This is a genomic window from Marinobacter sp. (assembly GCF_046484525.1).
Lineage (GTDB): Bacteria > Pseudomonadota > Gammaproteobacteria > Pseudomonadales > Oleiphilaceae > Marinobacter.
Window position 1 is genome coordinate 91652 of the sequence record NZ_JAWOIS010000049.1, and the last position, 20776, is coordinate 112427.

Sequence of the window (20776 nt, forward strand, 5' to 3'; positions counted from 1 at the left end):
AATGCGCTCGCCCGACTCGCCAAACAGGGTGATGAAAAGGCACGGCATTGTGACGTCATCCTTAACTATTGCAGCTATTGGCAGGACTTCAACCGTTGGCCGGTGAATGTTCGGGATCACTTCCGTGAATATCAGACCAGGGTCGACACCGAAAGTTGCAGAGAAGGAACAGGCTCACCGCCGGCCCGGATCTCAGGTCTGGCGCTCCCCATACAGCTGGGCATAGATACCTTCCCGAGAAATCAGCTCCTCATGCCGCCCCTCCTCGATGATCCGGCCATCCTCGAACACGCAGGCACGATCCGCCTGTTTCACGGCACTGAGCCGATGGGCGATGATCAGGGTGGTCCGTTGCCTGAGGAAATCCTCCAGGTCCCGGTGCAGCTGGTACTCGGTCTCGGCATCCAGCGCCGAGGTGGCCTCGTCCAGAATCACCAGCGACGGATCCGACAGTACCATCCGGGCAATGGCCAGACGCTGGCGCTGCCCCCCGGACAATCGAACACCCTGACGGCCGATCACGGTATCCAACTGCTCGGGCATGGCCGCCACCATGGTGTCGAGCTGGGCAATGCGCAACGCCTCCCACAGCTCGGCATCCGGCTTGTCCCGACCGAGGGTGAGATTCTGCCGGACGGAGTCGTTGAACAGGGCAGGATGCTGCAGCACGGTGGCCACATGTTCCCGTAGCCTCGGCAACCCGATCCGCTGCACCGGCACATCGTTGATCAGCACCTCACCCTGCTGCGGCGTGTACATGCCCAGGATGATCTGCACCAGGGTGGATTTGCCACCACCGCTGGCACCGACAATCGCCACTTTCTCACCGGGTTCGAGATGGACGTTTATGCCCCGCAGCACCTGCTCGTCGCCATAGGCGAAATGAATATCCCTCAACGTCAGGCTCACCGTGTGGTGACCACGGAACGGGTCCTCCAGCGCCGGATAGCGCGGCTCCTCCTTCAGTTCCAGCAACCGGTTGATGCGCCCCAGGGCGGCGTTGGCGGCGAACCAGGCGTATTGCATGTTCAGCATTTCCTGGACCGGAGTGAGCATGAACCACAGGTAGCCGAAGATGGCGAACATCATGCCGATACTCAGGTCGCTGAACAGAACGGTGACCATCGCGGCGGCCCGGAATACATCCACACCGAACTGGAACAGGGCAAAACTGGCCCGGGTGGCAGCGTCACTTCGCCATTGAAACCGGATGGCATGATCCCGGACCACCCGCGCCCGGTCGATCAGCAGTCGCAGGTAGTGTTTCTCCCGGTTGGCCGCCCGGAGCTGGTGAATGGCGTCCAGGGTTTCGGTCAGGTCGCCCTGGAACTCCTCGTAAGCGCTGTTCTCCCGGCGCTTGAGCTCCTTGACCTGCTTGCCGATCAGGATGGTGGCGAATATTACCAGCGGGTTGAACAGCAGAATCAGCAACGCCAGTTGCCAGTGCACCCACAGCAATACAACAGCGGTACCGATGACGGTCAGGCTGGCCACCAGGAACCGGCTGATGGAGGTACCGAGGAACTGGTCCATGGTATCCAGGTCGGTGATGAAGTGGCTGCTGATGGCCCCGGAACCACGGGTCTCATACTCCGACATGGCCACGCGCTGGAGCCGGCCCAGCAGGCGGGAGCGCATGCGGAACACGACATCCTTGGAAACCTTGGAAAATTCCCGGGATTGCAGGACATTGAAGAACAGTGCGGCCGACCGGAGCAGCAGCGCTGCCAGCACCATCAACCCAATGTAGACCACGGGCTGCTGCCACCCGCCAGGCAGGATGGCATCCATGACCGGAAGTACCGGTCCTGCTTTGTCCAGCAAGACCTCGTCCACCAGCACCGGCAGCAACAGAGGTACCGGTACGGCCATGACCGTTGCCAGGATCGCCAGCAGGTTTGCGCGCACCAGACGCGGTTTGTGCTTGAGTGCCAGCAGAAAGATGTCGCGCCAGCGGTAGGGCTGATGCCCGCCAGCGGAATCAGCCGACTGTTGCAGGTTGTTGTGTTGCAAGACGCCTCCGGACCCCGAGTACCTTCCGTTCAATACGGTCACTATGGGTTGTCAGTCTACCTGTTAACCAGGTAGCTGCGCGGCCCTTTCAGTTCTGTCATCATGACCCGCCTGACTCTGACGGACCAGGAACCCGACCCGCTGTGAAACACGATTGCCACTACCACCCCGGTGAACCCGCCAAATGGCACTGCGGCGAATGCCAGATCCGCTACTGCAGCCGCTGCATGCCCGATGCCGATACCCGCCAGCGCAAGGCGCTCTGCCCGCACTGCAGCAAGGCCATGCGTTACCTTGGGGCCGCGACCGAAGCGGTCCCGTTCTGGAACCGGATCGGCGCCTTCTTTCGCTACCCGTTCCACAGCGACCCACTGATCGTGATTGCCATCTGCACCCTGGTGCCGGTGATCGCCCCGGCAAACCTGATCGGCATCCTGATCTGGATTGTGCTCGCCCTGGCTCTGTTCAAGTATACCTACGCTGTAATCAATCACACCGCCGAAGGTAACCTGAAACCACCGCCTGTGGCCGTGGCCTTTACCGGCAGCGGCTTTGATATCGTGGTTTTGCAACTTCTGGTGTTCGTGGTGATGGGTGGCTTGGTCGGGGCCGCCGCCATGCTCGGCGGCCCGATCTTGGGAATGCTGGCCATCGCCTTTGTCGTGCTGGCCCTGCCCGCCAGCATCATGGTTCTGGCCATGGAGCGCTCGGTCGGGGCGGCCGTGAACCCCATGAACCTGGCTCTGCTGATTTCCCGCATCGGGACACCCTACTTCCTGCTCTACGGCTATCTGATCCTGCTCACCCTGGCCTCCGGTGCCGCACAGGATTTCGCCCTGAACCACTTCCCGCTGTGGTTCTCACAGCCCCTGGCCGGCTTCCTGAACAGTACCTTCACCCTGATCCTGTTCCACATGCTCGGTTACCTTCTGTTCCAGTACCAGGAGGAGCTGGGTTTTGCGGCAGACGTTCAGGATGGCGAGACCCTTGCCCAGGCACAGAGTCGGGACAGGGCCGCCCGCTTTGATGCCGATATCGACATGAACCTCAAGGACGGAAACTACGACCGGGTGCAGTCCATGCTCGGGGAAACCCTGAAACGGGACCCGGACAATGCCCTGCGAATCGCCCAGCTATACAAGCTGCTGATGGCCCGCCGGGATGTCCCGGAGCTGCACCGTCACCATGCCCGGATCCTCAACTGGCTGGCGAACAGCAACGACGGCGAGGCAATTGCCGAACTGGTCACCCTGCTGCAGGAGGCCGAGCCCACGTTCCGGCTCGAGGATCCGGAACTGAGTGTGCGCTGTGCCGGCGCCATGTATCACCGGGGCCGGTTCAAGCCCGCCCTGCGCCTGCTCCAGGATTTCCACAAACGCTTCCCGCACAGCGACCAGCTCGCTCCGGCGTACCTGCTGGTGGCCCAGATCCTGGCCAATGGCCTGCAACAGTGGGAGAAAGCCACTGCCTTCCTGACCTTTATTCAGAAAAAGTGCTCCAATCATCCGCTGTATGGACAGATCGGAACGTATCTGGCGCAGGCGGAGAAGCGGGAGCCATTGAAGGGGCCCAAAGCGAGCTTTGCGGTAGCGGAGTGAAAAGTGAAGGTGGGGTCAGATGAAAACGTTCATCTGACTCCGGAGTTCGCGGGGATCTGAAGAGGTTTGCCTGAAGTTGGGGTCAGAAGAACACTTTCTTCTGACCCCGCTTTCATAGCAACTGCCGATAATGCCGCGCCTTCGGCTCCATCTCCCGCTTCTCGAACTCGCCTACCAGCAGCCGGCAGGCCTCTGACGTCAGCAATTCATTCCCCGTCGCCCGCAACCGTTCAAACGCTTTTTCGGCGGCCTTGAAATTCTGCTGTTTCAAGCTGGTAAACAGCACCCGGTTGTGGTCTTCGGCAGCCAACGGATGGTAGTGCTCGCCCTTGCCAAGATATTCCTCCCACACTTCAACCATCTGCTCTGGTTGGCGCCGGCTGAGGGTGTCCTCCATGAGCTCCCGGGTACGGTCCCGGTAGTCGGGCAGGTCCGGCCTCAGCTTGGCCAGCTGGTACAGGTGCTCCAGCAAAATTGGCCGATCCGGGTAATGCTGGCGCAGGGCCTCAAACTGACGGCGGGCCAGATCGAATTCCATCCGGCCCAGGTTCGCCATCGCCTGGGCATAGCTGGTGGTAAAGCGGGCATCCTGTTCGGCTTCCTCCGGCTCGAAGAATTCCTCCCGCACATGCAGCCAGCTACGTCCGAACAGCCAGACCAGGCCGGCCCCCGCTACCAGGCCGCCGGCGTGGGCCATGTAGGCGATACCGGTCGCTCCGGCGAACCAGTAATCATAGATTTCCTTGCCCAGCCAGACCGGCAGCATGGCCAGTGCTGGTGCCCGGAAATAGTTGAAGTACACGCCGAGAAAAAAGAAAAACCGGATCTTCTGCAAACCGTAGATGGCAACGTACATGCCCATCAGACCCGAGATCGATCCCGAAGCCCCTACCAGGGGAAGCGGACTGCCCGCGGAAAAGGCCGTGAACACCAGGCCGGAAATGGCACCACACAGCAGGTAGGCCACCAGAAACCGCCCCGGCCCCAGCGCCTTCTCCACCGTGAAGCCGAGCAGGAACAGGAACAGCAGGTTACCGATGATATGGCCCCAGCCACCATGCAGGAACTGGTAGGTAATCAGGGTATAGGGTTTGAGATCGGCCGGCACCAGGCCCAGCTGCTGGGCACTGAGCTGGCTGATGAAGTCCTGCTCGATCGCGGTCCGCTGATCCAGCCAGTATGCCCGCTCCGCCGGTGCCCAGAGGATATCGCGGTTCTCCAGCAGGTAGTGGTAGAACTCGCGGTCCATCATCAGGCTGATGGCGATCCAGAAGTCGGCATTCTCCTCCCGCAGCTGCTGGAATTCCTGAAGGTCATAGACACGCTCTTCCTCGCCCCGGAACTGGATCTGCCGTTGCAGGTAATCCTCGTAGACCGGGGCTTCCAGCTCCTGGAGATCGTGGGAGAGATACTGCTCAACCGCCTGCTCGATCCGGCGGCTGTCATCCCCCTGGTAAAACAGGAAAACCAGCACGCAGGCGAACATCAGCCCCAGGGTGACCAGGGGCGGGCGTTTCCAGTTAACGGCGTTCTCGGCGGGGATAATCAGCATCGGCGGTCACAATTCATCATATTCTGCCCCTGAAAACCTGCTTTTTTACCACAGCCCTGCCCGCATTTCCCGGTGTAATAGCTCTTGTGGCGACGGTTACAACGGCTTAAGCCGAGAAATGTGGACAGCCCCACAGATAGCGGGGCTGGTGCGGGACACTGTCACACCTGAGTCATTCAAATGACATTAAATCGGTGGCAGCCAGACGACGTACCCGCGTCCTATCGACCTTTCGCCAATTGCCGTTATTCCTGCCACCGCCAATAGTGAACAGGAATAACAACAAGAACCGGATACTGGAACCAAGGATACTGCACATGACCGTACTCGTTTTGGACAACCCGGAACTGCTGGCCAAAGCGGCGCTGGCATCAGGTTTTACGGCGGCGATGGCCACCCCTGCGGGACAACGACCTCATCGACTGAAATTTCATTTCGGTTTCAACAAGCATGCTCTGGACCATGATGATCTGGAGATCATCCACCGGCACGCCACCTACCTCCGCCAATATCCGGGGTTGAAAGTACGAATCCACGGCCATGCCGACAACTTCGGCACCGAGGATTACAACCAATTCCTGTCCCGATTGCGGGCCAGCGCCATCGCCCGGATCCTGATCCGGGAAGGCGTGGGCGAAAACCAGATCCGGCTGGCGCACTGGGGATCAACGCGACCGCTGGCCACCTTTGAGGATCATGCTGCCAACCGGCGGGTGGAGCTGGAATATCTGTCACAGGAAATGGCCCAGGCCCTGTAATCCGGGGAGACCATGCCACTACGGAAAACGGGGGCCATGGGCCCCCGCTTGCTTTGTGACGGTTCAGCCGCCGTATACCTGCCAGACGTTCCAGAACAACAGCAGTGATGCCACCAGAATTGCCAGCCAGGTCAGGATGATGCCGATGATCCGGGCCGGGTGAGGACCACCATGGCCATTGATCATACCCCAGGCGTGCAGGATGCGCCCCACCACCAGGGCCATGCCAGTCCAGTACACGAAACCACTGGGTACACCATTGAGTTCCGCAAGCCCCAGCATCAGCAAACCCAGAGGCGCATACTCAACCAGATTCGCATGGGCGCGAACCGCCGCTTCGAAATCCCGGTCCTCGGTGACGCCAAGGCCCTTGCGGTACTTGAGCCGAAACCTCACCACCTGGACCGAAAGCACCAGCAGGAGCAAACCGATTACAGCGGCATAGACACCGGTTACCGGGACAATCATGCTTAACCCTTCTTGATCTTGTTAACGATGGCCAGAAGCAGAACGGCCCCCACGGTCGCCGTCACCAGCCGGCCGACTGCGCCGTGGGCCGACAACTGCAGAAGCCCGAACAGGAAGCCACCAATAAACGAGCCGACAATTCCGATACCAATGTTGGCCAATACGCCAAAGCCGCGCCCTTTCATGATCAGCCCGGCCAGCCAGCCGGCCACACCACCAATAATCAGAAAATAAATCAGGTTCATCTCTCGCCTCTCCCTGAGGATGCTTCAAGAAACGGTCAGTCCACGCAAAGACTGCCCTGTTTCCTGCGGTGCTTCAAGCACTTCCGGCACCAGAGGCGGGCGTGATGGAGACAATGGCTTCGGCCATCCGGGACCGGCAGCGCTCGATCAGCTCGGGCACATCCTCGGGCTTGAGATCACCGGTTTCGATCGGAGGGAGGATGCGAATGGCCACCGGCTCACGGCGCCCCAGAACGCCGCAGGTCTTGTCGGCGTATTCACTGGCACAGACCATAGTGATGGGGGCACCGGAAGCAATCGCAGCATAGAAGGCGCCCTTCTTGAAGCTGCCCAGCCCCTTGCCATGGCTGCGGGTACCCTCGGGGAACACCCACAGGCTTTTCCGGTCGTGGGCGATGGTTTCGCCAACCAGCTGCATTGCCGCTACGGCTTTCTTGGATCGGCCCCGGTTCAGGATGACATTGCCCCCGAGCCAGAAGACCTGACCGAAAAACGGCAACCAGACCAGAGAGGATTTGCCGACGGCGACCGTCCGGGGAGGAAGCAGATCCCCCATGACGAACAGGTCATCGTTGTGCTGGTGATTGGCGATCACCACGGTGGGCCGGTCCTGGGGCATGTTCTCCCGGCCTTCGATGGGGCGTTCCATGCCCAGAATACAGCGTCCGAAGCGGGCGACTACCCACCCCAGCATACGGTTGTTATCCGGATTGAACGGGCGGGCAAGGTACAGGACCATTGCAAACAGACTGATTACCGGCACGCTCAGCCACGCCAAAAGCTTTCTCAAAACACCCATCTGGTACAGCTTCTCTGTCACATAAAACTGGCGCACAAGTGTACGCCAAGGTCATAGCCCTGCAACAGTATCAATTTGTTCCAGCGGGTTACCCGTTGCCGGATCCTGGCGCCGCGCCGTCACCACATAACGCAACGGCCCGCCGGCATCCAGGCTCTCGAACGGGTAGCAGGTCACCAGCAGCAGCGTGTCCGGAGAGAGGCGCTGGGTGTCGATCTGCTCCCGGCGACTGTCCACCACCCGGGATGCCTCAACCCGGTAGTCCTGCCACTGGCCATCCTGCCCTTGCAGACGAATCCCGCTTCCGGGCGCCAGTTCGTTGAGCTGCCGGAAGTGGGTATCCCGGTGGCCAGCAATGATGACCGGGCCCGCACCGGGCAACCCGCCAACCACCCGGCCCGGACCGAAGGCCAGGCTCTCGCCGTGGGTACCCTCCAGCACGATCATGGACCGGTTCAGTTCCGGCAGCGCCATCCTGGCCACCGGCCAGGTGTCCGCCCAGGGCCAGGGACGGGTTTCGGTCTGCCGGGCCTGGCTCTCCGCCCACGCCAGTGCCAGCAATTCCTGGGCGACCACCGCCTTGATGGGTATCCAAAGCCCGAAAACCAGCAGGGTGGCGGATGAACTGAGCAGCAACAAAAGGACCCGGCTCACAGCGCTACCCTCCCGCGCAGGAATACGATCGCTGCACTGAACATCAGGCCCACGAGGCCCAGGGCAATCAGTAGCGGTGACAGGGTGGCGGTCTGGGGATATCGCAACATTCCGGCCGAGGTTCCGGCCGGCAACAGGGTAGGCACGTTGTCAGAGATTAATGGATCATCACCGGGGCGCACCGGTGTGCTGTCCACCGCCACGAAACTGGTAAACGGCGACATCAGGCTGTGGGCCATCGCCAGCCGGACAATCTGCTCCTCATTCGGCTGTTCACCCTGAACCCTGGCCCGGTCGAGCAGGCTGTCAATCTTCGCGCGGGCCCAACGCCGATGCAGCCCGGAGCCTCCGGCAGACTGCCGAAGGTCCAGTGTCCGCTCCCAGCGCTTGCCATCCGGCGCCAGGCCGGTTAGCAATAGCCGCCCCTCCGGCGGCACACCGCGAACAATCTGGATCAGCGGCTCACCCCCGAACAGGTCGCCCGGGCGTTCCGGGTACGCTTCCGCGTCAGCCCCAGGCCATTGGGTTTGGAGCCCTGTCAGCACCGGTGCTTCCATGGCCATAAACAGGGCCTCCAACGGGCCACTGAGATCCGCAGGATTGCTGACCGCGGTATAGGTACCCCGCCCCCAACGGGCCGCCTCCCGCATAAAGTGCATGTTGGGGGCCGAACCGATCCCGACAGTGAACAGACGCTGGTTGCCCAACTGCGCGCGAATCTGCCGGAACAGGCTCGCCTCGTTGCCCACCGCACCGTCGGTGATAAACACCACCTGCCGGACCCGTGCGGCATCGTCTGTTGTATCGCCACCAGCCCCATTGAACGCCAGCGACAGGGCCGAACTCATCTCTGTGCCACCCTCGGCCTGTAACCGACTGACATAACGACGGGCCCGGGACAGGCTGTTGCCATCGGCCGGCACCGGCTCCATGAACAGGGCATGGGGTTGTGAGTTGAACTGGATGACATTGAACCGGTCTTCGCCAGCGAGGGTATCGAGGCCCCGCCCGAGCGCCTGCCTGGCCTGGCGTATCGATTCGCCAGCCATGGAACCAGAGGTGTCGATCACGAACACCAGGTCCCGGGGCAGAGCCCTATCCCGCGTGGCACCCGGCACTACCATGGTCATCAGGTAATCCTCACCGCCGAATTGCTCATGGAACACCGCGGCCACCGGCTCCCTTCCACGAACCGGGCGCCAGCGGAGCACAAAGTCCCGCTCCATCAGCACTGTCGCTTCCGAAGGCGAAACATGGACCTGCTGGCCATCGGTCCGGGTTTCCAGTTCGTGGCCGGGACTGGAGACATCCGCCAGCTCCAGTCCGGTATTGAGAGACACGTTGATCCGGGCCCGGTGGCTGTCGGCGGCAACGTCCTCCGGTCGCACCGTGAACGGACTGATGGCATCAGCATCCGGCACTGCCCTGGTGGCGATTGCCCAACCCTCTCTCCAGTCAGAGACTTCGCCTGTCGGCAGCGGCCGCCCGGGCATATATCGCGGTGTCAGGGTGGTGGGCAGTCGCAACGAGAACTGACCGTCCCGGTAATCCACCGGTTGCTGATAGCGCAACTCGATGGTGATATCTTCCCCGGGCGGTATATTGGCTACCCGGGAGGTAAACAGGTTGGGGCGCTGTTGCTCCACCGTCGCAGCCTGCCGGCCACTGTCCCGGGCCTCGGCATACTCCTGACGGGCCTGCTCTTTCGGGCGCACTTTGCCAGTAATCGTGCGCTCACCCACCGTCATGGTCAGGGCATGGACGCTGGCCTTCTCCGGCAGCGGGAACACGAAGACGCCTTCGCGCCAGTCGTCACTGGTGTTGCGGAAGCGCCGGGTGAGGCGGGTGTCAGCGATCAGTCCGCTGACCGTGACATCAAAGTCACTTTCAAGCACCAGCGCAGGCTCCTGCCATTCACCCCGGCTGTCGGTGAAATGCAACAGCCCGGGCTGGAGTTCATCAGCCACATTCGCCTCGGCGTAAAGGGGCTGAACGAAGAGGAGCAGCAGAAACGCCAGCCAGAGGGTGATACCCTCCATGAACCGGCGCAGCCGGACCCGGCTTGCGGGTTTTGCTGGCACTGAGAGTCTGAGCAGGGTCGTCGATAGCATCATCACAAGGTCCTTTCCTGATCAATTCCGTGGATGACCGCTATTTCACCAACCCGAAAGGTTCAGGCCGTGGCAGAGTGCGACAATACGGCGACGAATAATGATCAATTGTGGCAACAGGCCCCTGGACCTTGTCCTGGCCGGTTGCCATGGTTAAATAGGGACTCCATTCAGGCAACCGGTCGATGACCATGAAGAAACACCTTGTGCTGATCGAAGACGAACCGGCGATCCGGGACAATTACCGGGCCGCCTTCGAGCGCCGGGGCTACCGGGTCTCAGCCTACGGGGACCGGGCTTCGGCCTATCAGGCGCTGCACCAGGAATTGCCGGATCTTGCCATCATTGATGTCGGGCTTGGCGATGAGCCGGAAGGCGGTTTCCTGCTGTGCCAGGACCTCAGGCAGCTGTCGATGACCCTGCCGATCATCTTCCTGACTGCCCGGGACAGCGACATCGACACGGTTCATGGCCTGCGGCTGGGCGCCGATGACTATGTCACCAAGGACATGAGCATCGATCATCTGCTGGCCCGGATCACCGCGCTCCTGCGCCGGGCCGATGCCTGGGCCGAGGCGCTGCAGAAACCGGATGAGCTGCTCCGGCGGGGCCGGCTCACCCTGAACGTGGACCGGATGACCGTGGCCTGGAACGATCAGCCCATTGACCTGACCGTCACCGAATTCTGGATGCTGCACTCGCTGGTCCGCCACCCTGGCCATGTCCGCAGCCGGGATCAGCTGATGGACGCCGCCAGCACCGTGCTCGATGACAACACCGTGACCTCCCACATCAAGCGCATTCGCCGCAAATTCCAGCAGGAGGATGACCAGTTCGATGGCATCCAGACCGCCTACGGCATGGGCTATCGCTGGAACGCCCATGAGGTCTGACCCTTGAGCCTCAAGCGCCAGCTCCTGGTTGCCAGTCTGCTGATGCTGCTCATCCCCTGGGCGGGCCTGAAATTCGTGCTCGAACTGGATACGGCACTGCGGGAACAGGCGATCCGGCAGCTGGACTCCCGCGCCGAACAACTGGCGGAGTTGGCGGGAGACCGGCTGTTGGGCGAGCCGGCGATTCCCGCCGAGGTGCCGGTCATCTATGTTGCGCCCCTGAGCCAACCCTTCACACCGGACGGCTATGGTTCCGAATGGCCCGGCTACGATGACACGGCAGCTTCCCAGCCCTGGCAAGGCACCCGGACCGACGACGGTCTGCAATTCCAGTGGCAGGCGGCCAGCAATGGCCAATACCTTTATCTGCTGATCAGACTGCGCGGTCGTCAGTCCAGTTTCTTCAGTCCCTCCGACCCGGGGCAACCCCATGATTCCCTGAAACTCTGGCTACAGGCGCCGGCCACGGCGGTGGATCAGTCACCGGCGCGCCAGGCCTGGCTGGTTCGTCCGTCCGCACCCGGCGAGCTCTATGGCCAGACCGACAGCAAAGAACCGCGCCCGGACTACCGTGTCAAAGGTGCATGGCAGGAGCACGGCGAGGGCTGGCAGCTGGAGCTCCAGCTGCCGCAACCACCGGATAACAGCCGCCTTGGTTTTGCCGCCTACCGGGATGGGGAGTTCCCATTGGCAACGTCACTCGAGCCACTGCCGGTTCTGGTCGGTCGCCGGCCGGCGCTGGAACGCAGACTGGCGCAACAGCTCGACCCGGGCCAGCAGGCCCGGATTGTCGAGCCGGCTGGCTGGGTGATTACCCACGCCCGAAAGCCCGGTAGGGGTACGTCACCGGAATTCGACAGCCTCAGCCCCGTGCAGGTGCTGGAGCAAATCAGCCTTAACGTCCTGCGTTACCTGGTCCAGCGTTATCAGCCCGAGCCCGGGCTCCTCCCCGACCAGGCGCGCCAGCTGGAAGCCCGCTCCCTGCCGGAACAGGGGCTCTTCCAGCACCCGGATGACAGCCGATGGCTGTTGGTCTCCAAGCCGGTTTTCGGGGACCGGACCCTGATTCTGGAACAATCCCTGGACCAACTGCTGACCCTTTCCGGTTCGACCCTGGGCTCGGTGATTGCCCGCAGCACCCTGATCATCGTTGCCCTGACCCTGGTTCTGCTCGGCTACGCCAGCTGGCTGTCCTGGCGCATTGCCCGCCTGCAGCGACTGGTGAGCGCCAGCGTCGACGAGGACGGCCGGATCATCGGCACCCTGCCCTCGGCCGCCAGCCGCGATGAACTGGGTCAGCTTCAGGCTCACTTCGCCCAGATGGTGGAACGGCTGCATGGCTACAACCGCTATCTCGAGAGCTTCTCCCGCCGTCTGTCCCACGAGCTGAAGACCCCCGTCGCGATCGTGCGCTCCTCCCTGGAAAATCTAGCCCATGCCCGATTCGAGGCGGAGCGCCAGCAATACCTGGAGCGCGCTTCAACCGCCACGGAACGTCTGCGCCAGATCCTCCACGGCATGAGTGAAGCGGCACGACTGGAACAGAGCTTCGATCAGGCCGACGCGGAACCCTTTGACCTGGCCGAAGTGGCCGCCGGGGCCACCGCTGCTTATCAGGGCCTCGACAGCGGTCACGAGATCCGGTACGTCGGCCCGGAACACGGCTGCCACCTGACCGGTTCCCCGGAACACATGGTGCAACTGTTGGACAAGCTGGTGGATAACGCCCGGGACTTCACCCCCGAGCACGGGCTGATCGAGGTCGCCCTGGCACAGCACCCGGAGACTCTGGAACTGTCCGTATTCAACCAGGGTTCGGCCTTGCCGGAGGATGGCTCCGCCGATATCTTCGGCGCCTTCGTGTCCCATCGGGAGGGCAGCGGGGAGGGCCATCTGGGGCAGGGTCTGCTGATCGTTCGACTGATTGCCGAGTACCATGGTGGCCGGGTAGAAGCCGCCAATGAGGCCCATGGTGGCATTGACGGGGTGCGTTTCCGGGTTATCATCCCGGTCAACCCCAGATAAGCCCGGATTCTGCTGTGAGCTCACGACTGGAACATCTCGACATCCATCCCCTGCGGGATGACCTGTACAACGAACTCCACTCCCGCCCCTTCCAGGTGCTGCCCACCCCGGCGCGGGTGACCCAGATGGCGATCCTGACCACCCCGGACCAGCGCCGGGAGCAGTTCCTGCACCTGCAGGAGCTCCACCGCATGTTGGGCTACCCGGTTCCCGAGGAGGAGGTTGGCTGTTTCGAGCAGACCTTCGGCACCCTGAAGGTGCGCCGGGAAATGCACATGGAGTTCGCCTCCTACAGCTTTACCAACCTGGCCGAAAGCAGTGCCGATCCTTTCACCGAAACCGGGATCACACCGTTGCCCGAGGGCTGGCTTGAGCAACTGGCAGGTACTGTGATTGCCGCCTTCCACGTGGACATTCGGCCCTCGTCCCACGATGCCGCCAGCAATCTCGCCTTTGTCCGCCAGCATTTCGAGGGTCTGCGCCTGGTGGGTAGCAGCCCCCAGGAAGGTGCAGCCAGGATCTGGGGCACCTTCAAACTGCACAGTGACGGTTTCGGTCGGTTCATGGTCCAGAACCACCACATGTCCAACAGCCAGCTGGGCCGCCTCACCCAGCGCCTGATGGAAATCGAGACCTACCGGCTGATGTCCCTGCTGGCCCTGCCCGTGGCCCGGGAAATCACCCCGTCCCTGAACGACATGGACCAGAAGCTGGCGATCATCACCCAGGCCCTGGCCGACAACCAGGACGTGGATGAGCAGCGGCTGTTGGGCGAACTCAGTAACATCGCCGCCCGGATCGAGGCCTTCCGCGCCCATTCCACGTTCCGCTTCTCTGCCACCCGGGCCTACCACCGCCTGGTACTGACCCGACTGGAGGAGTTGCGGGAAGACGAGCTTTCCGGCCACCTGACCATGACCGAGTTCATGACCCGGCGGCTGACGCCAGCGGTGAAAACCTGCGAGGCGGTGAGCGAGCGGGTTGAAGACCTGAGCCGGCGTGTGGATCGGGCCTCGGACATGATGCGCACCCGGGTGGAGTTGGCCATCCAGAGCCAGAACCAGCAGCTGCTCAGTTCCATGGACCGCCGGTCACGTATCCAGCTGATGATGCAGCACACCGTGGAAGGCTTCTCCGTGGTGGCCATCTCCTACTACCTGATCGGCCTGCTGAAACTGGGACTGGACGCGCTTTACGACAGCGGCGTGGCCTTCAACAAGACCCTGGTGCTGGGCATTGCCATCCCCGTGGTCATGGCCCTGGTATTCCTGGGCATCCGTATCGTCCATCATCACTTCATCAAGATGGCCAGGCGGCAGTAGCTCAGCGGAACCGGCTGTCTCCGGCCACCTGCCGGAAAAACTGCTGGGCGGTGCGCCCGTTGCGCACGCCTTTGCCGGTGGCAAAGCGGATGGCTTCCAGGTGCAGGGCTTCCCGGTCCTGAACCTCGGGGAACAGGGCATCAATGGCTTGCAGGTACACATCCTTAGCGAACGGGTAGAACGACAGCTGCAGGCCGAACCGGTCCGCCAGGGACACCTGTTCCTCGATCGCCTCCGCCGGATGCAGTTCGCCGTCCCGTACCTCGCTCTTGAGATTGTCGCTCATGAACTCCGGCATCAGGTGCCGGCGATTGGAAGTGGCGTATACCCGGACGTTTTCCGGCGGCAACTCCAGGGAGCCTTCCAGCACACTCTTCAGTGCCTTGTAGCCGGATTCACCGACATCGAACGACAGGTCGTCGCAGAAAATGACGAACCGAAACGGCAGATCACAGATGTCATCGACGATCTCGGGCAGGTTCACCAGGTCGTCCTTGTCCACCTCGATCATACGCAGCCCCTGGTCCCGATACCGGTTCAACAGGGCCTTTATCAGCGACGACTTGCCGGTGCCCCGGGAGCCCCAGAGCAGCGCGTTATTGGATGGCTCACCGGCCAGGAAGCGTTCGGTATTGCGGGCCAGCGCCTGCTTCTGCCGGTCAATGCCTTTGAGATCGCTCCAGCTGATCGGATCCAGCCGCCGGATCGCCCGCAGACCCGAGCGGTGGCGGCGCCAAACCGCCGCCGGTGTGTGTTGCCAGTCAAACTGCGTGGTGCCCATAAACCCTCTTTCCTATTTCGTCCCGCGTCAGGCTGTGGAACACTGACAACCAATCTTGATCCATAACAGGAGACTTTACCGCAAATGGCCGTAAAATCCGTCGCCCTGGTGGCGCACGACAACAAGAAGAAGGAACTGGTGGAGTGGGCCAACGAGAACCGGACCCGGCTCGCGCCCCTGCGTCTCTATGCCACCGGTACCACCGGAAGGCTGTTGCGGGAGAGCCTCGGACGGGACGATCTCAACTGCCTGCTGAGCGGCCCGCTGGGCGGTGACCAGCAGATCGGCGCCAAGATCGCCGAGGGCGAGATCGACCTGCTGGTGTTTTTCTGGGACCCACTGGAACCCCAGCCCCACGACCCGGACATCAAGGCCCTGCTGCGCATTGCCGCCCTGTGGAACATTCCCGTGGCCTGCAACCGGGCCACCGCCGAGTTTGTGCTCACCTCCGCCTACATGACCGATGACCAGCACCATCCGCAAAAGCCGGACTTCTCCGACTACACCGGGCGCGAAGTCAATCAATGAGGCGGGCTTGAATTCAGGCATCGGGGCTACTATCTGATAAGCAGACCCATTCCGTGAGGAGTTCCTGATGTCTGATCCACTCCAGATCAAGTGTCCCCATTGCCTGAGGACCAATCGCGTCCCGGCCGCCCGCCTGGGTGACAAGCCCAACTGTGGCGCCTGCAAGAAACCATTGCTGAATGGCGATGTGGCCAATCTCGACGATGCCTCCATGGCCAGCTTTACCGGCCAGTCAGACCTGCCCGTACTCGTCGATTTCTGGGCCAGCTGGTGCGGCCCGTGCAAGGCCATGGCACCGGAGTTCGAGCAGGCCGCCCGCAACTGGGCCGGCAAGGTCGCCTTCGCCAAGCTCAACACCGAACAGGCCCCTCAGGCCTCCAGCCAGTATGGCATCCGCAGCATCCCCACCCTGATCCTGTTCCGGGGCGGCCGCGAGATTGCCCGCAAGAGCGGCGCCATGCCCACCGCCCAACTTTCGGCCTGGCTCAACAGCGAACTGGGTTGAAAACAGGACGGCCGGCTATCCGGTGCTATGATGGCTGCAAAAAGGAGGATAACACCATGGCACGAATCTACGAAGACAACTCCCTGTCCATCGGCAACACGCCGCTCGTCAAACTCAACCGCGTCAACGACGGCGCCACTATCTGGGCCAAGATCGAGGGCCGTAACCCGGCCTACTCGGTGAAGTGCCGGATCGGTGCCGCCATGATCTGGGATGCCGAGAAACGCGGCACACTGAAGCCCGGCATGGCCATCGTCGAGCCCACCAGCGGCAACACCGGCATCGCCCTTGCCTTTGTCGCCGCCGCCCGTGGCTACAAGCTGATCCTGACCATGCCGGCCTCTATGAGCCTGGAACGCCGGAAGGTTCTCAAGGCCCTGGGCGCTGAACTGGTGTTGACCGAGCCGGCCAAAGGCATGCCCGGCGCCATCGCCAAGGCCGAGGAAATCTTCGCGTCCGATCCGGACAACCACTTCCTGCCCCAGCAGTTCCAGAATCCGGCCAACCCCCGTATCCACGAGGACACCACCGGCCCGGAAATCTGGAACGACACCGACGGCGAAGTGGACATTTTCGTCTCCGGGGTCGGCACCGGTGGCACCCTCACCGGTGTGGCCCGCTACATCAAGGGCACCAAGGGCAAGGACATCACCGTGGTCGCCGTGGAGCCCACCGATTCCCCGATCATCACCCAGACCCTGAATGGCGAAGAGCCCAAGCCCGCCCCCCATAAGATCCAGGGCATCGGCGCCGGCTTCGTACCCAAGAACCTGGATCTGGATCTGGTCGATCAGGTGGAGGCAGTAACCAATGAAGAAGCCATGGACATGGCCCACCGGCTCATGCAGGAAGAAGGCATCCTGTGCGGGATTTCCTGTGGTGCCGCCGTAGCCGCCGCCGTTCGCGTCAGCAAGCAGCCGGAACACCAAGGCAAGAACATCGTGGTGGTGCTGCCGGATTCGGCGGAACGGTATTTGTCCACGGCCCTGTTCGCGGGCATTTTCAGCGAGCAGGAAACAGTTCAGTAACTCAACGGGGCGCCACAACCCTGGCGCCCTTTTTCCCCTATGAGACGGTCTTATCCTCAGCAAACCGTCATGGTCACCCCTCCTTTCCAACCCATCAATAACTTCGACTTAAGCACTAAGTGTCTATATAAGCGACTTATTCTTCTTGTGCATAAACTTAAGGATCACTAAACTGCACCTTGATCTTAATCAACTCGATGAAAGAAAAGTCAGACCATTCAGCTCTCCCGAACGAGATGGCGAAAATTTGGTGTCCTCCGACTGGCGTACAGACCAGCCCCTTGTACCGCAGAAAAGCCTTTCAACTTTCGGTCAGGGTTTGAACGTTATCAAGACCTGACTTTCGGATTCGGATACAGCGTAAATCAGCAATTGCGAAGAGTAGATCATGCCCGATAGAGCTAATAATGAGGTGCTGGAGGTTCCCAGTCACGATCGATCAGCACCCTTGCTCTCGCTATCCGGATTCGGAGTCGCCTTCGGAGAAAAAACCGTACTCGCCGACATCAATCTGGAGTTGCCGGAATCTGGCGTTACCCTGCTGCTTGGACCCAGCGGCACGGGCAAATCAACCCTGTTACGAACACTTGCGGGATTCAACGATCCCAACCCCAACCTGAGAACCTGGGGGCAAGCCAGCTATCGTGGCAAACTCATGGAGGCCTGGACAAAACGTCCTGTCCTTGCTGCACAAAATGCCCGTCTGATGATGGCCAGCATCCTGGAAAACATCGTTCATGACCTGCCCGGGAGACGGCACCTCTCCCCAATGCAGCAAAGAGAACTTGCCGTAACCATGCTGGAATCAGCTGGACTTCAGGAACTCGTCGACCGGATTGATGAACCAGTCATACATCTGGAGCTGGCTCAGCAACGTCACCTTGGCATCATGCGGCTGGCAGCAACAGGTGCCCCTCTTCTACTTCTTGATGAACCCTCCGCTGACATTTCCGAAGCCGAAGCTGATCGATTACTCGACTTCATTACCATGAAAAGTGCCACGCGCTCTATATTTATGGCCGTGCACAATCAGATCCACGCCCGGCGACTACGTGGAGAGACGATATTGATCGCTGGCGGCATTGTCCAGGAGAAGACTCCGACAGATACCTTCTTTAGCACGCCGATGACTGATCCGGGGCGTTCCTTTGTTCGTACGGGCTCGTGCTCGGTTCCCTCGCCTGACACCGACCCCGATATTCTGGATGTCTCAACTCCTGCCCCGGCAAAAACACCCGCCATCGCTAAGGATTACGCAAGTGACAACTTCGGACCTCGGGGTTTTCTCTGGCTCAAACAGGGACAGTTGGCCGGCATGTCGAGTCCAGGGGTCTTGGGGGATCTCGAAGGTGACCTGAAGGCCCTGCAGCGGGTGGGGATCACCACTCTCATCAGCCTCACCAAGACACTACCTGAGACGACCAGACTCTCTGGGTTTGGAATCGAAAGTATCTGGTGTCCTTTCAGGGACATGGCAGCCCCTGCTATCACTCAAGCTGTGGGTTTGTGCAAACAAATTCAGGAAATCACCAGCAGCGGCGGCATTGTTGCCATCCACTGCGGCGCAGGCTTGGGACGCACCGGAACAATTCTCGCGGCCTACCTGATATGGGAAGGCAAAGAGGCATTGGATGCACTTGAAACGGTCCGCCAGATGGAGCCTGGCTGGGTGCAATCCGAAGTCCAGGCTGAGTTTCTAGAAAGGTACGCCCGGTTTATAGCCAGGCGAAAAATACAAGCAGGCTAAAAAAACTGACCTGCGTCAATCAATCGAAAAGATCCGGAGTTACTTATGTCGAACCTTGATAATACTATTCAACAGGCTATTTCCACTATTCCGGAGTGCCTGGCAGGTGGTTATGTGGACTTAAGCAGTGGGATGCTTCTTGGCATCAAAACCGTTGACTCACATCCTCAGGAAGTCCTTGAAATGCTCGCCGCAGCAACTGCTGATCTGTTTCAGGGCCCTAACGTTGTGACCATCGAGAACATGTTCAAGAAATCCCGAGGCCTTCCGCTGGATGATTTCCATTACTTTCAGGAAATCATCGTCAACAGTGAGAACCTGATTCACATTTTCATGCGCACCAAGGAGAACCAGGACCACGTAGTGACATTCGTATGTCGTAAATCCGCCAACCTTGGCATGGTTTTAACCAAAGCCCGCGCTGCACTGCCTAAGGTGGAAGCTGCGCTGTAGCCGTTACATAGTAACAATTGACCCAACGGATGAACTCCGGTTCACTGCAGGGGTTGTGAACTAGAAGGATGAACACCATGGGTTATTTTGGTCAGTCCCATCCGAAGGCCAGTGCCGCCCGCTCCATTCTCCGGGAACTCAATGCTTCCTCCTCGGAAATTGAAGCGTCCGCCACTATGACGACAGATGGTTACATCATTGGTGCTGTCCTCGGCACCACTACTGATGAAGATCGTTTTTCCGCCATGTGCGCTTCACTGCTGGCGCTGGCAGAACAGGCGTCGGATGAAATCGGGCGCGGTCAGATGAAGCAGTTATTGGTGGAAGGAACTCAGGGGTTGATGCTTCTGATCCGGGCTGGCGACGACAAGGTTCTGGCTCTGGCGGCCAAACCGACAGTGAACCTGGGGCGGGTATTCCTTGAGGCGCGCAAGTGTGCCGCGAAGATCGACCAGGTGATCAACGCCTAATCGCCCTGGCTGGAGTGTAAATAGCCGACAAAGGGTTACTCGGGTGAGTCGAACTGTCTGAACAGGGGGCACAAGCCCCCTGTTTTCCGTTCATACTAGTCGGACAAATCCGAAAGCACTTCTGGCTTTCCGAAATGGAAACCCTGAAAAAGTCCACATTCATATCTCGCAATACATCGGCAATCTCTTCATTACACACAAACTCCGCAACCACCTTTGCATCAATCTTGTGTGCAAACTCAACGATGCTCTCAGTAATTAGACGACTCTTCTCATCGTCCAGTATCCGGGAGATTATTGAACCATCGACCTTGATAAGGTCCGGCTGAATTTCAATCAGATAAGAATCGTTGGAATAGCCGCTGCCAAAATCATCAATTGCAATTTTCGAATTTCTGGCGCGTACGCCTTCGACAAACTGCTTGACCTTGGAATAGTCCTGAATAGATTCCGTTTCCGTAATCTCAAAAATCAGGTTATGGCCACCGTGGAGCGAAAGCTGTTCCAGAATAAAGGCCGAGATGTCCGGATTTTCCATGTCCTTGGCTGAGAGATTGTTGCTGATAGAAACTGGTTTCAACATCGGCTACCCCGAACCGAACACACCCACCACACTCCACTTTACCGGCAAATACCTGTACTAAACCAGTCTGATAGGCGAGACCATGATCGCTGACAAACTTCAACAATGATTCCTGATCCTGATACAGGTGGTTATGCATCTTCATGGTGTCAGCGAAGCCTTTTTTGATAACGGACAGAAATAAAGTAAGATCCTGAGCTTTGACAAATAACCCTAGTTAATTAAAGGTTATTAAGACTGCCG

The 20776-nt window shown here is 60.2% G+C and carries 20 protein-coding genes; 11 read left to right on the plus strand and 9 right to left on the minus strand.

Going from position 1 to position 20776, the window contains the following annotated elements:
- Positions 1 to 192 precede the first annotated feature (192 nt).
- Entirely contained in the window at positions 193 to 2013 is a 1821-nt protein-coding gene (locus tag R6W86_RS10950; RefSeq protein ID WP_410329392.1) for an ABC transporter ATP-binding protein, read from the minus strand.
- A gap of 143 nt (positions 2014 to 2156) precedes the next feature.
- Between R6W86_RS10950 and R6W86_RS10955 the strand changes: the two genes are divergently transcribed.
- Complete coding sequence (locus tag R6W86_RS10955) at positions 2157 to 3611, plus strand: hypothetical protein (protein ID WP_410329393.1); 1455 nt, start codon at positions 2157 to 2159, stop codon at positions 3609 to 3611.
- A 112-nt stretch (positions 3612 to 3723) separates the two neighbouring features.
- Here the strand turns inward: R6W86_RS10955 and R6W86_RS10960 are convergent, their stop codons facing one another.
- The gene (locus R6W86_RS10960) at positions 3724 to 5163 is read right to left on the minus strand and encodes a rhomboid family intramembrane serine protease (protein WP_410329394.1); all 1440 of its coding nucleotides are present in this window, start codon (positions 5161 to 5163) and stop codon (positions 3724 to 3726) included.
- A 317-nt stretch (positions 5164 to 5480) separates the two neighbouring features.
- Here R6W86_RS10960 and R6W86_RS10965 point away from each other — a divergent pair, with 317 nt between their 5' ends.
- Positions 5481 to 5921, plus strand: coding sequence for an OmpA family protein (locus R6W86_RS10965; RefSeq protein ID WP_410329395.1), 441 nt, complete (start codon positions 5481 to 5483; stop codon positions 5919 to 5921).
- A 63-nt stretch (positions 5922 to 5984) separates the two neighbouring features.
- On the opposite strand, the gene R6W86_RS10970 is transcribed toward R6W86_RS10965, so the two are convergent.
- The 5 genes from R6W86_RS10970 to R6W86_RS10990 all read right to left on the minus strand — a co-directional run bounded on the left by R6W86_RS10970 (position 5985) and on the right by R6W86_RS10990 (position 10201).
- Positions 5985 to 6389 carry an MAPEG family protein gene (locus R6W86_RS10970; protein WP_410329396.1) on the minus strand — a complete coding sequence of 135 codons (405 nt, stop codon included), beginning with the start codon at positions 6387 to 6389 and terminating at the stop codon, positions 5985 to 5987.
- Between the two features lie 2 nt (positions 6390 to 6391).
- Positions 6392 to 6634, minus strand: a complete 243-nt coding sequence (locus R6W86_RS10975) for a GlsB/YeaQ/YmgE family stress response membrane protein (protein WP_343812634.1) — start codon at positions 6632 to 6634, stop codon at positions 6392 to 6394.
- 73 nt (positions 6635 to 6707) lie between these two features.
- Positions 6708 to 7433 (minus strand): lysophospholipid acyltransferase family protein, encoded by a 726-nt coding sequence (locus R6W86_RS10980; RefSeq protein ID WP_410329432.1) that lies wholly within the window; start codon positions 7431 to 7433, stop codon positions 6708 to 6710.
- A gap of 51 nt (positions 7434 to 7484) precedes the next feature.
- Positions 7485 to 8087, minus strand: a complete 603-nt coding sequence (locus R6W86_RS10985) for a class GN sortase (RefSeq protein WP_410329397.1) — start codon at positions 8085 to 8087, stop codon at positions 7485 to 7487.
- Positions 8084 to 10201, minus strand: a complete 2118-nt coding sequence (locus R6W86_RS10990) for a marine proteobacterial sortase target protein (protein WP_410329398.1) — start codon at positions 10199 to 10201, stop codon at positions 8084 to 8086. Before R6W86_RS10990 ends, R6W86_RS10985 begins: the two co-directional genes overlap by 4 nt.
- Before the next feature lie 188 nt (positions 10202 to 10389).
- Here R6W86_RS10990 and pdsR point away from each other — a divergent pair, with 188 nt between their 5' ends.
- Genes pdsR through R6W86_RS11005 form a run of 3 tightly spaced genes read left to right on the plus strand, consistent with a single transcriptional unit; the run spans position 10390 to position 14438 of the window.
- Positions 10390 to 11091 carry a proteobacterial dedicated sortase system response regulator gene (gene pdsR / locus R6W86_RS10995; RefSeq protein WP_410329399.1) on the plus strand — a complete coding sequence of 234 codons (702 nt, stop codon included), beginning with the start codon at positions 10390 to 10392 and terminating at the stop codon, positions 11089 to 11091.
- 3 nt (positions 11092 to 11094) lie between these two features.
- Entirely contained in the window at positions 11095 to 13116 is a 2022-nt protein-coding gene (locus R6W86_RS11000; RefSeq protein ID WP_410329400.1) for an ATP-binding protein, read from the plus strand.
- Positions 13117 to 13130: 14 nt separating this feature from the next.
- A complete protein-coding gene (locus R6W86_RS11005) occupies positions 13131 to 14438 on the plus strand; it encodes a DUF3422 family protein (protein WP_410329401.1) in 1308 nt (435 codons plus the stop codon).
- 1 nt (position 14439) lies between these two features.
- Here R6W86_RS11005 and R6W86_RS11010 read toward each other — a convergent pair whose 3' ends face one another.
- Positions 14440 to 15219 carry an ATP-binding protein gene (locus tag R6W86_RS11010; RefSeq protein ID WP_410329402.1) on the minus strand — a complete coding sequence of 260 codons (780 nt, stop codon included), beginning with the start codon at positions 15217 to 15219 and terminating at the stop codon, positions 14440 to 14442.
- An 84-nt stretch (positions 15220 to 15303) separates the two neighbouring features.
- Here R6W86_RS11010 and R6W86_RS11015 point away from each other — a divergent pair, with 84 nt between their 5' ends.
- The 6 genes from R6W86_RS11015 to R6W86_RS11040 all read left to right on the plus strand — a co-directional run bounded on the left by R6W86_RS11015 (position 15304) and on the right by R6W86_RS11040 (position 19950).
- On the plus strand, positions 15304 to 15747 hold the full coding sequence (locus tag R6W86_RS11015; protein ID WP_410329403.1) for a methylglyoxal synthase: 444 nt from the start codon (positions 15304 to 15306) through the stop codon (positions 15745 to 15747).
- A gap of 67 nt (positions 15748 to 15814) precedes the next feature.
- Positions 15815 to 16252 (plus strand): thioredoxin TrxC, encoded by a 438-nt coding sequence (gene trxC, locus R6W86_RS11020; RefSeq protein WP_410329404.1) that lies wholly within the window; start codon positions 15815 to 15817, stop codon positions 16250 to 16252.
- A gap of 56 nt (positions 16253 to 16308) precedes the next feature.
- Positions 16309 to 17280 carry a cysteine synthase A gene (gene cysK / locus R6W86_RS11025; protein ID WP_410329405.1) on the plus strand — a complete coding sequence of 324 codons (972 nt, stop codon included), beginning with the start codon at positions 16309 to 16311 and terminating at the stop codon, positions 17278 to 17280.
- Positions 17281 to 17668: 388 nt separating this feature from the next.
- Complete coding sequence (locus R6W86_RS11030; RefSeq protein WP_410329406.1) at positions 17669 to 19027, plus strand: ATP-binding cassette domain-containing protein; 1359 nt, start codon at positions 17669 to 17671, stop codon at positions 19025 to 19027.
- 45 nt (positions 19028 to 19072) lie between these two features.
- Entirely contained in the window at positions 19073 to 19480 is a 408-nt protein-coding gene (locus tag R6W86_RS11035; RefSeq protein WP_343812651.1) for a hypothetical protein, read from the plus strand.
- Between the two features lie 77 nt (positions 19481 to 19557).
- A complete protein-coding gene (locus R6W86_RS11040) occupies positions 19558 to 19950 on the plus strand; it encodes a roadblock/LC7 domain-containing protein (protein WP_410329408.1) in 393 nt (130 codons plus the stop codon).
- On the opposite strand, the gene R6W86_RS11045 is transcribed toward R6W86_RS11040, so the two are convergent.
- The gene (locus tag R6W86_RS11045; protein WP_410329409.1) at positions 19940 to 20533 is read right to left on the minus strand and encodes an EAL domain-containing protein; all 594 of its coding nucleotides are present in this window, start codon (positions 20531 to 20533) and stop codon (positions 19940 to 19942) included. The two genes, R6W86_RS11040 and R6W86_RS11045, sit on opposite strands and share 11 nt — an antisense overlap.
- Positions 20534 to 20776 lie beyond the last annotated feature (243 nt).

Bases quoted from the DNA above. Each gene is read 5' to 3' on its own strand.
- R6W86_RS10975 (WP_343812634.1), bottom strand. From the start codon at position 6,634: ATGAACCTGATTTATTTTCTGATTATTGGTGGTGTGGCCGGCTGGCTG.
- R6W86_RS10960 (WP_410329394.1), bottom strand. From the start codon at position 5,163: ATGCTGATTATCCCCGCCGAGAACGCCGTTAACTGGAAACGCCCGCCC.
- R6W86_RS10970 (WP_410329396.1), bottom strand. From the start codon at position 6,389: ATGATTGTCCCGGTAACCGGTGTCTATGCCGCTGTAATCGGTTTGCTC.
- R6W86_RS11045 (WP_410329409.1), bottom strand. From the start codon at position 20,533: ATGTTGAAACCAGTTTCTATCAGCAACAATCTCTCAGCCAAGGACATG.
- R6W86_RS11030 (WP_410329406.1), top strand. From the start codon at position 17,669: ATGCCCGATAGAGCTAATAATGAGGTGCTGGAGGTTCCCAGTCACGAT.
- pdsR (WP_410329399.1), top strand. From the start codon at position 10,390: ATGAAGAAACACCTTGTGCTGATCGAAGACGAACCGGCGATCCGGGAC.
- R6W86_RS11040 (WP_410329408.1), top strand. From the start codon at position 19,558: ATGGGTTATTTTGGTCAGTCCCATCCGAAGGCCAGTGCCGCCCGCTCC.
- R6W86_RS11035 (WP_343812651.1), top strand. From the start codon at position 19,073: ATGTCGAACCTTGATAATACTATTCAACAGGCTATTTCCACTATTCCG.
- R6W86_RS10980 (WP_410329432.1), bottom strand. From the start codon at position 7,433: ATGGGTGTTTTGAGAAAGCTTTTGGCGTGGCTGAGCGTGCCGGTAATC.
- R6W86_RS10990 (WP_410329398.1), bottom strand. From the start codon at position 10,201: ATGATGCTATCGACGACCCTGCTCAGACTCTCAGTGCCAGCAAAACCC.
- trxC (WP_410329404.1), top strand. From the start codon at position 15,815: ATGTCTGATCCACTCCAGATCAAGTGTCCCCATTGCCTGAGGACCAAT.
- R6W86_RS11010 (WP_410329402.1), bottom strand. From the start codon at position 15,219: ATGGGCACCACGCAGTTTGACTGGCAACACACACCGGCGGCGGTTTGG.
- R6W86_RS11015 (WP_410329403.1), top strand. From the start codon at position 15,304: ATGGCCGTAAAATCCGTCGCCCTGGTGGCGCACGACAACAAGAAGAAG.
- cysK (WP_410329405.1), top strand. From the start codon at position 16,309: ATGGCACGAATCTACGAAGACAACTCCCTGTCCATCGGCAACACGCCG.
- R6W86_RS10965 (WP_410329395.1), top strand. From the start codon at position 5,481: ATGACCGTACTCGTTTTGGACAACCCGGAACTGCTGGCCAAAGCGGCG.